General features: G+C 71.0%; 13 protein-coding genes. 10 read left to right on the top strand and 3 right to left on the bottom strand.

Going from position 1 to position 11,773, the window contains the following annotated elements:
- The first annotated feature begins 103 nt into the window (after nt 1-103).
- On the top strand, nt 104-670 hold the full coding sequence (locus QIS99_RS31485; protein WP_282517169.1) for a GNAT family N-acetyltransferase: 567 nt from the start codon (nt 104-106) through the stop codon (nt 668-670).
- A gap of 41 nt (nt 671-711) precedes the next feature.
- Here QIS99_RS31485 and QIS99_RS31490 read toward each other — a convergent pair whose 3' ends face one another.
- Nucleotides 712-1,395, bottom strand: a complete 684-nt coding sequence (locus QIS99_RS31490; RefSeq protein ID WP_282517170.1) for a glycerophosphodiester phosphodiesterase — start codon at nt 1,393-1,395, stop codon at nt 712-714.
- A 248-nt stretch (nt 1,396-1,643) separates the two neighbouring features.
- Nucleotides 1,644-2,240: a PadR family transcriptional regulator gene (locus QIS99_RS31495; RefSeq protein WP_282517171.1), complete on the bottom strand. Its 597-nt coding sequence runs from the start codon at nt 2,238-2,240 to the stop codon at nt 1,644-1,646.
- Between the two features lie 191 nt (nt 2,241-2,431).
- On the opposite strand from QIS99_RS31495, the gene QIS99_RS31500 reads away from it, so the two are divergent.
- The 7 genes from QIS99_RS31500 (at nt 2,432) to QIS99_RS31530 (ending at nt 9,468) form a co-directional block, all read left to right on the top strand.
- Nucleotides 2,432-3,640 (top strand): LLM class flavin-dependent oxidoreductase, encoded by a 1,209-nt coding sequence (locus QIS99_RS31500; RefSeq protein ID WP_282517172.1) that lies wholly within the window; start codon nt 2,432-2,434, stop codon nt 3,638-3,640.
- On the top strand, nt 3,637-4,692 hold the full coding sequence (locus QIS99_RS31505) for an alpha/beta hydrolase (RefSeq protein WP_282517174.1): 1,056 nt from the start codon (nt 3,637-3,639) through the stop codon (nt 4,690-4,692). The genes QIS99_RS31500 and QIS99_RS31505 overlap by 4 nt, the downstream gene beginning before the upstream one ends.
- Nucleotides 4,693-4,773: 81 nt before the next feature.
- Nucleotides 4,774-6,171 (top strand): DUF6421 family protein, encoded by a 1,398-nt coding sequence (locus QIS99_RS31510; RefSeq protein ID WP_282517175.1) that lies wholly within the window; start codon nt 4,774-4,776, stop codon nt 6,169-6,171.
- Between the two features lie 29 nt (nt 6,172-6,200).
- Entirely contained in the window at nt 6,201-6,965 is a 765-nt protein-coding gene (locus tag QIS99_RS31515) for an SDR family NAD(P)-dependent oxidoreductase (RefSeq protein ID WP_282517176.1), read from the top strand.
- Complete coding sequence (locus QIS99_RS31520; RefSeq protein ID WP_282517177.1) at nt 6,962-8,044, top strand: threonine aldolase family protein; 1,083 nt, start codon at nt 6,962-6,964, stop codon at nt 8,042-8,044. Before QIS99_RS31515 ends, QIS99_RS31520 begins: the two co-directional genes overlap by 4 nt.
- A gap of 73 nt (nt 8,045-8,117) precedes the next feature.
- On the top strand, nt 8,118-8,717 hold the full coding sequence (locus tag QIS99_RS31525) for a transglutaminase domain-containing protein (protein ID WP_282517178.1): 600 nt from the start codon (nt 8,118-8,120) through the stop codon (nt 8,715-8,717).
- Between the two features lie 58 nt (nt 8,718-8,775).
- On the top strand, nt 8,776-9,468 hold the full coding sequence (locus tag QIS99_RS31530) for a B3/B4 domain-containing protein (RefSeq protein ID WP_282517179.1): 693 nt from the start codon (nt 8,776-8,778) through the stop codon (nt 9,466-9,468).
- A 34-nt stretch (nt 9,469-9,502) separates the two neighbouring features.
- Here QIS99_RS31530 and QIS99_RS31535 read toward each other — a convergent pair whose 3' ends face one another.
- Nucleotides 9,503-10,210 carry a lysophospholipid acyltransferase family protein gene (locus tag QIS99_RS31535; protein ID WP_282517180.1) on the bottom strand — a complete coding sequence of 236 codons (708 nt, stop codon included), beginning with the start codon at nt 10,208-10,210 and terminating at the stop codon, nt 9,503-9,505.
- Between the two features lie 340 nt (nt 10,211-10,550).
- Here QIS99_RS31535 and QIS99_RS31540 point away from each other — a divergent pair, with 340 nt between their 5' ends.
- Complete coding sequence (locus QIS99_RS31540) at nt 10,551-10,853, top strand: TlpA family protein disulfide reductase (protein ID WP_282517182.1); 303 nt, start codon at nt 10,551-10,553, stop codon at nt 10,851-10,853.
- Between the two features lie 204 nt (nt 10,854-11,057).
- Entirely contained in the window at nt 11,058-11,567 is a 510-nt protein-coding gene (locus QIS99_RS31545; protein WP_282517181.1) for a flavin reductase family protein, read from the top strand.
- Nucleotides 11,568-11,773 lie beyond the last annotated feature (206 nt).

An 11,773-nucleotide genomic window follows, 5' to 3' on the forward strand; every position in this document is an offset into this window, starting at 1 on the left:
CGGCGCGCTAGGCTCGACGGCGCCGCGACCGGAGCCCCGGCACCGGCCTCCGGAGCCCCGACACCGGCCTGAGGCCGCCGCGAGACAGAAGGGCCGCACCTCCATGGACACCGCATCCCGCACCGCCACCGCCGCCGCCACCGGCGAACCGACCTTCCGTGACGCCACGGACGCCGACGTCGACACGCTCGTCGCGCTGATCGAGTCGGCGTACCGGGGAGACAGCAGCCGGACCGGCTGGACCACGGAGGCGGACATCCTGGAGGGTCAGCGGACCGATCCGGAGGGCGTGCGCGCGGTCATCGAGGCGCCGGACAGCCGACTGCTGGTGGTGGAGGCGGACGGGCGTACGGTCGCCTGCTGCCAGCTGGAACACCGGGGCGACGCGGCCTACTTCGGGATGTTCGCGGTCAGCCCCGGGCTGCAGGGCGCAGGCCTCGGCAAGGTGATCATCGCGGAGGCGGAGCGCACGGCCCGCGCGCGGTGGGGCGTACGACAGATGCAGATGACGGTGATCTCGGTGCGCGAGGACCTGATCGCCTGGTACGAGCGCCGCGGCTATCGCCGTACGGGCGAGATGACCCCGTTCCCGTACGGCGATGAGCGCTTCGGCATTCCGCAGCGGGACGACCTGCAGTTCGAGCTGTTGGTGAAGCCGCTCGGTGGCTGAACGGGCCGTGGTCCGCAGGAGGTTGGGAAGGACGGGGACGGTCAGGCGGTGAAGCGGCCGGTGCGCTTGATCTCCGGGTAGTCGGTGGTCGCGCCGTCCAGCTGCAGCGCGCGGACCAGGCGCAGGTGGTCCTGGGTGTTGACGACCCAGCCGATGATCCGCAGGTCGGCCTTGCGCGCGGCCTCGACCGTCTCCAGGGTCAGCCGGCGGATGTTGAGCACGAGCGTGCTCGCGCCGACGGCCACGGCCCGCTCCACCACGTCGGTGCCGTAGCGGCTGGCGACGAGGGCGGTACGGACACCGGGGACGAGGCGGGAGATCTCCGCGAGCGCGTCGTCGTGGAACGACAGCACCTCGACCCGGGCCACCAGGTCGCGCCGGTGCATCACCTCGGCGAGGGCGCGGGCCGCGGCCACGTCCTTGATCTCCGCCTGCAGTGGCGCCCGCACGGCGTCCAGGACCTCTTCGAAGACCGGGATGCGCTCGCCCCGGCCGGCGTCGAGGGCGCGCAGTTCTTCGAGGGTCTGCTCGGCGATCGGCCCCTTGCCGTCGGTGGTGCGGTCGACCAGCGCGTCGTGCATGACGACGAGGGCGCCGTCCTTGCTGAGGTGGAGGTCGAGCTCGATCACGTCGAGGCCGGCCTGCTCGGCGGCGACGAAGGACCGGAGGGTGTTCTCGGGCTCGACGCCCATGACTCCACGATGACCGATGGTGAGGAAGTTCAAGGTTCACTCGCTTCCGTCGACATGCCTGACGCTGTCCAGCTGCGCAAGCTTGTCGACGCCGGCGGCAGAGTGCAAGACGACGCTCGTGAACTTGTGCGCGAGGGTCAAGCAGGCGGTACGCGTTTCACCCGCGCCGTCGACTCGGGCGCCGTGGTGGCCGGGCGGGCAGTTCCCCGCGCCCCTGTCGGAGCACGCATGTCGGGGCACGCATAACGGTGCGCGAGCCGACGGTGCCGGTCACCTGGTGCCTACAGCCCCGCCAGATCCCCCAGCATCGCCTCCGCCAGCTCCACCTCCGCCACCAGCCGCCGCTCGCTCCACCGCAGAGCGATCTGCGGATGACCCCAGGCCTCCACCCCGTCCGCCCGCGCCAGCGCCTCCCGTACCTCCTTCAACTCGCCCTGCGTACGCGCCACATGCTCCTGCACCAGCGCCCGCAGCTGCTCCGGCTCCGTGAGGTGGCCGAGCCAGACGCGGAGCAGCAGCGGGTGTTTGAGGACCGGGGCGCCCGGGTCCTGCCCCGCGCTCGCCCAGCGGGCCAGTGCCGCACGGCCCGCGTCCGTGATCGCGTACGCCCGTTTCGCCCGCGGCTCCTCCGGGCCCGAGCGGCGCGAGGTGGCGAAGCCGCGGGACTCCAGGCGGCGCAGCTCGGCGTAGATCTGGCTGATGGCGGGCGACCAGTAGAAGAACCGGAGGGAGGAGTCGGCCCACTTCTTCAGCTCGTAGCCGGTGCGCTCGCCCGGGAACGAGAGCAGGCCGAGCACCGCCCAGGCCGTCGGGGGCAGGCCCGCCGCGGGGTCGTCCTGCTGCGCTGTCGACGTCGACTGGTGATCGCCCGTGGTCATGGCCGCATTGAAGGCGGCGGCGCGGCCCCGGCGCAATCCCCTGTCCCGGCCGTTGCCGTATCCCGTGCCGTATCCCCTGCCCTGTCCCGTGCCGTATCCCTTGCCACTTCACCCCCCTCCCGCTAGACCTGACTATTAGTCATATGGCTGATCGAGGCATGGGCAGACGCACTCAACTCCCAGGAGGCGGCGTGAAGTTCTCCGTGATCTTCGAGGCGCAGCTGGCGGACCCGACCGTCGAACGCGAGCATCAGGTGATCCGTGACTGCGTCGAACAGGCGGTGCTCGCCGAGGAGATGGGCTTCGACCGGATCTGGGCGGTCGAGCACCACTCCCTGAAGTGGTACGCGCACATGAGCGCCCCGGAGATCTTCCTCACCTGGGTCGCCGCGAAGACAAGGACGATCCGGATCGGACACGGCGTGGTCTGCATGCCGTTCGCCTTCAACCACCCCGCGCGCGTGGCCGAGCGCGCCGCCATGCTCGACCTGCTCTCCGGCGGCCGCGTCGACCTCGGCGCGGGCCGCGGCGGCACGCTCCAGGAGACCTCGCTGTGCGGCGTCGACCAAGACCGCACCACGCAGGAGGTCGAGGAAGCGCTGCGGATCATCGGCAAGGCCTGGCAGCAGGAGGAGCTGGAGCACCACGGCGAGCTGCTCGACATCGGCCCGCACCCGATCCTGCCGCGCCCGAAGCAGACCCCGCACCCGCCCCTCTTCCTGGCGTGCAGCCGTACGGAGACCCTGCGGCAGGCGGCCGGACTCGGCATCGGGGCCCTGGTGATGGGCTTCGCGGGCCCCGAGTCGATCAAGGAGATGCGGACCGCGTACGACACGGCGCGGGCGGAGCGCGGCGGTGAACGCTTCGTTTCCTCTGTCGTCAACGACCACTTCTCCGTACTCTGTCCGACGATCGTGCTCGACAACGGCGAGACGGCACGGCGCATCGGCATCCGCGGGCAGCGGTTCTTCGCCCAGTCGATCGGCCACTGGTACGGCGGGGCGGGCATCCCCGACGAGGCCGTGGTCGAGGGCGCCGACGAGGCCGAGGAGATGCGCAGGGCCGCCGAGCAGGTGGAGGCGCGACTGCACGAGCACAGCATTCCGGTACGCCCCAACGCCACGGCCACCTTCAACGCGGACCACGCCTACGGCACCGCGGACGACGCGATTCGCTACGTCGAGCAGCTCCGCGACGCGGGCGCCGACGAGATCATGTGCCTGATCCAGATGGGCACTGTGCCGCAGGAGGCCTGCATGGAGACCATCCGGCAGTGGGGCGAGAAGGTGATCCCGCACTTCCGCGACCAGCCCATACTCGACCAGCCCGCACCCGACCAGCCCGCACCCGACCAGCCCGCACCCGACCAGTCCGTACTCGACCAGGAGGCGACCCGATGACGACCGAGCGTGTGACCGAGGACCGGCTTCCGCCGGACGCACGGCAGTTGGTGGACCTGATCAGCTCCGTCTTCCCGGACCTCGGCGGCACGGTGACCGACGCGGCCGAGGCCCGCCGCATCCTGTCGGCCCAGCCGCGCCCGCCCTGGGAGCCGCCGGAGGTCGGCTCGGTCGAGGACCGCACGATCCCCGGCGCGGACGGCGATCCGGACCTTCCGCTGCGGATCTATCTCCCGGACCCGGCGACGGCGTCCGGGCCCCGGCCGACCGTGCTCTTCCTGCACGGCGGCGGCTGGGTCATCGGGGACCTGGAGAGCCACGACAGCACGGCCCGCGGGCTCTGCCGGGAGGCGGGCGCCGCGGTCGTCGCCGTGGACTACCGGCTCGCGCCCGAGCATCCGTTCCCGGCGGGGATACGGGACGCGTACGCCGCGCTGCGCTGGACCGCCGCGCACATCGCCGAGCTGGGCGGGGACCCGGGCGCCCTGGTCGTGGCCGGGGACAGCGCGGGCGGCAACCTCTCCGCGGTGATCGCGCAGCAGGCCAGGGACGAGGGCGGCCCGGCGATCGCCCTCCAGGTGCTGGTCTACCCGGCGACCGACATGAGCCGCCCGTGGCCCTCCCTACAACGCAACGGCAGCGGGTTCTTCCTGTCCCTGGCGCACATGAAGTGGTTCGGGCAGCAGTACCTCGCGTCCGGCGGTGACCCGGCCGACCCGCGGATCTCCCCGATGCGCGGCGAGCTGTCCGGCCTTCCGCCCGCGCACCTTGTCACGGCGGGCTGCGATCCGCTCTGCGACGAGGGCAGGGCGTACGCGGGGCGGCTGCGTGAGGCCGGGGTCACGGTCACGGAGGCGCACTTCCCGCGGATGTTCCACGGCTTCTTCGGCTTCCCCGAAGCGCTCGCCGACGCCCGCGAGGCCCTGGAGGGAGCGGCCGCCGCGATCGCGGCGACGGCCACCCGCAGGCCTCCGGCGCGGACCGCTCGTACGACTCCAGAAGTGGGGAACGGCAGGAAAAACTCCGGTGAAGCAGGGGGTCACGCAGGATAATTTCCACGGGCTCCACTTGTGGCGGAGAACCTCGCATGCATACGGTGTCTTTACGCGAGGTTCTCCTGTGGAGGAAGTGACATGACGGAAATTCTTGTGCAGCCCGCAACGGAGGGGAAGGTTCCTCCCGGATCCAGGGTGATCGAGCACCCTGCCTGGCCCGTGCTCAAGGATGCCGTGGAGGAGATCAGGCCCTGGCAGTCCGCCGACGGCTCCATCGACTTTGACGCGGACGGCGCCCCGGCCCGCTCCGTGGCCGAGTCGGCCGTGGAGCGCGTCCTGTCGGCCGTCGAGCAGCTCGCCCCGCTGCTGCCGCACGATGCCGCGTACCTCAAGGCGCTCGGCCTGGACCTGCGGCGCTGGGCCGACGGGGGCTTCCGGGTCCCCGACTTCCTGGACTCGCTGCTCGCCTTCCAGCCGGCCGCGCACCGCGAGGACGGACTGCAGCACCTCGTGGTCTTCCCGATGTACACGCAGAACGGCAACCCGGACCGCAACCTCGAAGCGGTCGTCCTCAAGATGGTCTGGCCCGACTGGCTGGCCGACCTGGAGGCCACCCGCTACGACAACCCGCTGTTCTGCGGCATCACCTTCGAGGACTTCACCGCCGGGTACGACACCAACTCCGCGGTGCTCTTCCCCGAGACGATCGCCGTGCGCGAGGCCCCCGAGCGCTTCTCCTGGGGCGGCATCTTCTGCGACCGCGAGGCCGCCCGCTTCCGCCGTGTCACCGAGGCCGCCGTCGACCTCCTCGGGCTCGAACTGCCCACGGACATCCGCGAGATGATCGGCGACCAGGAGCGCTGCAAGGAAGCCTTCGTGCTCTGGGACATGGTCCACGACCGCACCCACAGCCACGGCGACCTGCCCTTCGACCCGTTCATGATCAAGCAGCGCCAGCCGTTCTGGATGTACGGCCTCGAAGAGCTGCGCTGCGACCTCACCGCCTTCAAGGAGGCCGTGAAGCTGGAGTCCGAGGGCAACCGGCACGGCCGCGACGTCCAGTACGCCGTGCTCTTCGACCGGATGTTCCGCTTCCCCGTCACCGGCGACCGCGTCAAGAACTACGACGGCCTCGGCGGCCAGCTGCTCTTCGCGTACCTGCACAAGCACGACGTCGTCCGCTGGACCGACAACACCCTGCACATCGACTGGGACCGCGCCCCGCAGATCACCAACCAGCTCTGCGCCGAGATCGAGGAGCTGTACCGCGCGGGCATCGACCGCCCCAAGCTGGTGCACTGGTTCGCCGCTTACGACCTGGTCTCCACCTATCTCGCCCCGCACCCGGGATCGCGCTGGGCCAAGGGCCCGGACGCCCTGGACACCTCCCTGCCGCCCCGGAAACTCGTCGACGAGGTGCTTGCGGACGAGTTTCCGCTGAGCATGTTCTATGAGGCGCTTTCCAAGAAGCTCAAGGGTGTGATCGCCTCGACCAGGGGGATCACGGCAGCGGACGTCCAGCGGGTCGCCGCGTGAGCCGCCCCGCCGACGCAGAGGTGAGGACCATGACGAACGGAAACGGAAACGGTGTGCTGAACGGTGCTGTGATCGCGGTGGCAGGAGCGGCCGGACCGGCGGGGCGGGCCACCCTGCTGCGCCTGGCCGAGGCGGGCGCCACGGTGGTCGCCTCGGACGCGGACGCCACCCGCCTCGCGGAGGCCGTGGACGCCGCCCGGTACGCGCACGGCGGCGCGACGGTCACCGGCGACACGGTCGACCTGCTCGACCTCGACGCCACCCGCGAATGGGCCGCCCGTACGGAGAAGGAGTTCGGGCGGATCGACGGCCTGGTCCACCTGGTCGGCGGCTGGCGCGGCAGCGCCACCTTCGCCGAGACCGACCTGGCCGACTGGGACGTCCTGCAGAACCTCCTGATCCGGACCGTCCAGCACACCTCGCTCGCCTTCGAGGACGGCCTGCGCCGCAGCGACCGCGGGCGGTACCTCCTGGTCAGCGCCGCCGGCGCGAGCAAGCCGACGGCCGGGAACGCCGCGTACGCCGCGTCCAAGGCGGCCGCCGAGGCCTGGACGCTCGCCCTCGGTGACGCCTTCCGCAAGACGGCCAAGGCGGACGGCGCCGCACTGTCCTCAGCAGCGGTCATCCTGGTGGTGAAGGCGCTGGTGCACGAGGCCATGCGGGCCGAGCGCCCCAACGCGAAGTTCGCGGGCTTCACCGACGTGACGGAGCTGGCCGAGGCCATCGCCGGCATGTGGGAGCGGCCCGCCGAGGAAGTGAACGGAACCCGCCAGTGGCTCACCGAGAAGCCGTGAACCCTCCGAACCCGCCCAAGACGGACGCACGACGCCATCACGACCCGGAAGTACGAGGCTTCGCCAGCGACAACTACGCCGGGGCGCACCCCGAGATACTCGCGGCCCTCGCCCTCGCCAACGGCGGCCACCAGATCGCCTACGGCGAGGACGACTACACCGCCCACCTCCAGCAGGTGATCCGCGGCCACTTCGGCGCGAGCGCGGAGGCCTTCCCGGTCTTCAACGGAACGGGCGCCAACGTCACGGCACTTCAGGCGCTCACCGACCGCTGGGGCGCGGTGATCTGCGCCGACACCGCGCACATCCACGTCGACGAGTGCGGCGCCCCCGAGCGGGTCGGCGGCCTCAAGCTGCTCACCGTACCCACGCCGGACGGCAAGCTCACCCCCGAGCTGATCGACCGGGAGGCGTACGGCTGGGACGACGAGCACCGCGCGATGCCGCAGGTCGTCTCGATCACGCAGAACACCGAACTGGGCACCGTCTACACGCCCGAGGAGGTCCGCGCGATCTGCGAGCACGCGCACGCGCACGGCATGAAGGTGCACCTGGACGGCTCCCGCATCGCCAATGCGGCCGCCTCCCTCGACGTACCGATGCGCACCTTCACCAACCGCGCGGGCGTCGACGTCCTCTCGCTCGGCGGCACCAAGAACGGCGCGCTGTTCGGCGAGGCCGTGGTCGTCCTGAATCCGGACGCGGTGAGCCACATGAAGCATCTGCGCAAGCTGTCCATGCAGCTGGCGTCCAAGATGCGGTTCGTGTCCGTGCAGTTGGAGGCGCTGCTCGCCAAGGACCTGTGGCTGCGCAACGCCCGGCACGCCAACGAGATGGCCCAGCGCCTCGCCGAGGGCGTCCGCGCCGTCGACGGAGTGGAGATCCTCCACCCCGTGCAGGCCAACGCGGTCTTCGCGCGCCTCCCCAATGCCGTGAGCGAGCGCCTGCAGCAGCGCTACCGCTTCTACTTCTGGGACGAGGCCGCCGGCGACGTCCGCTGGATGTGCTCCTTCGACACCACCGCGGACGACGTGGACTCCTTCGTGGCGGCGCTCAAGGAGGAGATGGCTGCGCGCTGAGTTTCGTATAGGTATGCGGTCGGCCGTAAAAGTCATTGACTTGCGGTCGGCCGCTTCCGTACGTTCAGGGCTCATGGAACTCATCCAGGAAAACCCTCAACTCGCGGCTTATCTAGCCGAAGGCGAGGCGGTGGATCACGGCCACCCGTCGATTCGGAGGGAGGTCGAACGCCTCGGGGTCGAAGCTCCCGATGCATACATATACGCCCGCGCCGCCTACGAGTTCGTGCGGGACGCCGTGCCGCACTCGCAGGACTCCGGCGATCTGCGGGTCACCTGGCGCGCCTCGGACGTGCTGGCGCTCCGCACCGGCATCTGCCACGCCAAGGCGCACCTCGCCGCGGCCCTGCTGCGCGCCGCCGGCATCCCCACGGCCCTCTGTTACCAGCGCCTGACCCTCGGCGACGGGCCGGCGGAGGGGTGCGCCGTGCACGGCCTGATCGCGGTGTGGCTCGACGGCGCCTGGCGCCACCAGGACGTACGCGGCAACAAGCCCGGCGTGGACGCGCGGTTCTCCCTGGGCGGGGAGCGGCTGGCCTGGATCCCGCGGAAGGAGTTCAGCGAGCTGGACTATCCAGTACTCTATGGTGAACCATGCGCGGCGGTCCTCGACGCCCTCAAGGCAGCCCCCGACCGTCCGACGCTGTGGAAGTCGCTCCCCGACGCACTGTGACCGCTTCGACAACCGCTTCGACAACCGCTTCGGCAACCGCTTCGACCCAAGGCCCGGCATGACACTCGAACTCACCGTCGCGGACGACGTCCGCACCCTCGTCCCTGGCTTCACCCACCTCGCCGTCGAGGCCCACGGACTCGTCAACGGCCCCAGTACGGACGCCAGTTCGGCCCTCCTCGACGACGCCGCGCACCGCCTCGCCGAACGCCTGGACGGCCGCGCGCCGCACGAGGATCCGCACATGGCCGCCTGGCGCGCCGCGTACACCGCGTTCGGCGCCAAGCCCTCGCGCACCCGCAACTCCGCCGAGGCCCTGGCCAAGCGCGCCCTCGCGGACGGCGGGCTGCCGCGCATCAACGTCCTGGTCGACGTCTACAACGCGATCAGCGTGGCCCACCTGATCCCCGTGGGCGGCGAGGACCTGGACCGTATCCAGGGTGGCATGCGGCTCGTCCGCGCCACCGGCGAGGAGGAGTTCGTGACGACGGCGGCGGGCGAGCCGGCCGTCGAGCACCCGGACGCGGGCGAGGTCGTCTGGTGCGACGGGGCGGGCGTCACCTGCCGCCGCTGGAACTGGCGCCAGGGCCCGCGCACGCGGCTCACGGAGGAGTCGACGAGCGCGCTGTTCCTGCTGGAGTCGCTGGCTCCGATGCCGCAGGCCGAGCTGGAGCGGGCGGGTGCCGAACTCGCGGAACTGATCGAGAAGTTCAGCCCCGGGGCGCGGGTGGACCTGCGCGCGCCGGAGTAGGCCGAGTCGGAGGGGAAGGAGCCTGCGCCCCGCGCTACTTCACCGGCTCCGGAGCCGTCCCCCCGAGATGCGCCGGCACCCACCACGTGTCGTCCGCCCCCTTGGGACGCACGGGATAGGCGCGCTGGGCGGCTTCGAGGAGTTCCTGCACCCGCCCGCGCAGCCGCCGAGTGATCGCCCCCGCGTACTGCTCACGCGGCGCCTCCACCGCCTCGCCCACCCGGATCGTCACCGGGATGTGGCTGCGCTTGAAGTTCCGCGGCCGGCCCTTGGTCCACAGCCGCTGCGTGCCGTACAGCGCCACCGGGATCAGCGGGACCCCGGCCTCCTGCGCCATCCGCGCGGCACCGGACTTGAAGCTCTTCAGGGTGAACGACGGGGAGATCGTCGCCTCCGGGAAGACCCCCACGATCTCCCCGGAGCGCAACGAGTCGAGCGCGTGCGCGTACGCCGCCTCGCCCTGGTTGCGGTCCACCGGAATGTGCTTCATGCCGCGCATCAGCGGACCGGAGACCTTGTGCCGGAAGACCGAGTCCTTGGCCATGAACCGCACCAGACGCTTCTGCGGTCGTGCCGCGAGCCCCGCGAAGATGAAGTCCATGTAGCTGATGTGGTTGCTCACCAGGACCGCGCCACCGGTGTGCGGAATGTTCTCCGCACCCTTCAGGTCGATCTTCAGGTCCAGCGCTTTGAACATGGTGAGCGCGGCGCCGATGACCGGACGGTAGACGAGTTCTGCCATGGGGGCGGATCGACCCTTCTGTGCGCCTGGGACGGGTCTCCCCGGCGGGTAAGTTACGGGCCCGTAGGTTTAGGGCGCTGGGCAGATCGTGCCCCATCGGCGGCCGAGTAGCCACCCCTCACGGCGGTGAGCAGGGAGATTGCGGGGAGATTCTCGTCACGTACGCCCGTTTCGCAAGGCCGGATCCGGCCACGGGAATGCCCGCGGCTACGGAAACGCTGCACGTGGTGACGGCAGGACGGCAGGACGGCAGGACGGCAGCGTCCGCCCCGGCCCGTCGGACGCGGACAGAACCGATCAGCAGCGAAGCGGGAGGCTCACAGTGCACGACGGCGAACGGATGCTCGGCAAGCGGGAGTTGGGCGCCGCCCTCGGCGAGCGCGCCACCCTCGTGCAGTTCTCCACCGCCTTCTGCCAGCCCTGCCGGGCCACCCGCCGCACCCTCGCCGAGGTGACCCGGCTCGTCCCCGGCATCGCCCACATCGAGATCGACGCCGAGCAACACCTCCCACTCGTGCGCGACCTGGACATCCTGCGCACGCCCACCGTCCTCGTCCTCGACGCCCGGGGCCGGCTGGTGCGCCGCGCCGCCGGGCAGCCGCGCAAGGCGGACGTCATCGCCGCGCTCGGCGACGCGGTCTGACCTCCGAGGCGCCGTCGTGAGCCTGCTCCCATATCCCGGTACGCACTTGACTGCACCCCGCAACCATCGTCAGCCTGACTCCATGTCGCAGGAAATCCTTCTGTACGAGCGGGTCCACGTGGACCTCGGCCGCCACGCGAGCGCGCGCTGTCCGGGCCGCTGAGCAGCCACGGACACCGTTCACCCCGGCAGAAGGACAACTCCATGACGGCCTCGCCCGACCTCCGCACCCCGCAGCTCGCCTCACCCGACCTCCTGCGCTCCGTCTTCCGGCAGCACGCGGCAGGCGTCGCGGTGATCACCGCGAGCGGGCCCGCCGGACCCGTGGGCTTCACCGCCACCTCCCTCAGCTCGGCCGCCGCCGAGCCGCCCCTCGTCTCGTTCGGCATCGGCACCGGCTCCTCCAGCTGGCCCGTGATCGCCGAGGCCGAGTACGTCGGCGTGCACATACTCGGCGAGCACCAGCAGGACCTCGCCGCGACCTTCGCGCGCAGCGGCGCCGACCGCTTCGGCCCGCCCACCCGCTGGCACGAGGGCCCCGAGGGCGTGCCGGTCCTGGACGACGTGCTGGCCTGGCTGGTCTGCCGGATCGTGGCCCGGGTGCCCGCGGGCGACCACCGCCTGGTGCTCGGCCAGGTCGTCCTCGGCGACCCCGCCGGAGTCGGCCGCCCGCTCCTGTACCACCAGGGCCGTTTCACCGCGCTGCGCGACTGATCGTGCGGCCGCGCGGCGTTGGCAACGTCACAGTGCTGAGCGCTTGCTTAATGGGCAGGTAGTGGATGTACTAGCAAGTAACATTTCGATCGGAGCGCGGGTCGCCCCGACCGGGATCCGCCTCTTCAGGCGCCTATGCTGCCAGTAATAAGGCAGCAGCCCAGAAATGACGATGCAGTAGGAGAGCCGGCGTGAGCTTGAGGATC

The sequence above is a fragment of the Streptomyces solicavernae genome, from assembly GCF_029968095.1.
GTDB classification, from domain to species: domain Bacteria; phylum Actinomycetota; class Actinomycetes; order Streptomycetales; family Streptomycetaceae; genus Streptomyces; species Streptomyces solicavernae.

Bases quoted from the DNA above. Each gene is read 5' to 3' on its own strand.
- QIS99_RS31485 (WP_282517169.1), top strand. From the start codon at position 104: ATGGACACCGCATCCCGCACCGCCACCGCCGCCGCCACCGGCGAACCG.
- QIS99_RS31495 (WP_282517171.1), bottom strand. From the start codon at position 2,240: ATGACCACGGGCGATCACCAGTCGACGTCGACAGCGCAGCAGGACGAC.
- QIS99_RS31505 (WP_282517174.1), top strand. From the start codon at position 3,637: ATGACGACCGAGCGTGTGACCGAGGACCGGCTTCCGCCGGACGCACGG.
- QIS99_RS31510 (WP_282517175.1), top strand. From the start codon at position 4,774: ATGACGGAAATTCTTGTGCAGCCCGCAACGGAGGGGAAGGTTCCTCCC.
- QIS99_RS31515 (WP_282517176.1), top strand. From the start codon at position 6,201: ATGACGAACGGAAACGGAAACGGTGTGCTGAACGGTGCTGTGATCGCG.
- QIS99_RS31525 (WP_282517178.1), top strand. From the start codon at position 8,118: ATGGAACTCATCCAGGAAAACCCTCAACTCGCGGCTTATCTAGCCGAA.
- QIS99_RS31530 (WP_282517179.1), top strand. From the start codon at position 8,776: ATGACACTCGAACTCACCGTCGCGGACGACGTCCGCACCCTCGTCCCT.
- QIS99_RS31535 (WP_282517180.1), bottom strand. From the start codon at position 10,210: ATGGCAGAACTCGTCTACCGTCCGGTCATCGGCGCCGCGCTCACCATG.
- QIS99_RS31540 (WP_282517182.1), top strand. From the start codon at position 10,551: ATGCTCGGCAAGCGGGAGTTGGGCGCCGCCCTCGGCGAGCGCGCCACC.
- QIS99_RS31545 (WP_282517181.1), top strand. From the start codon at position 11,058: ATGACGGCCTCGCCCGACCTCCGCACCCCGCAGCTCGCCTCACCCGAC.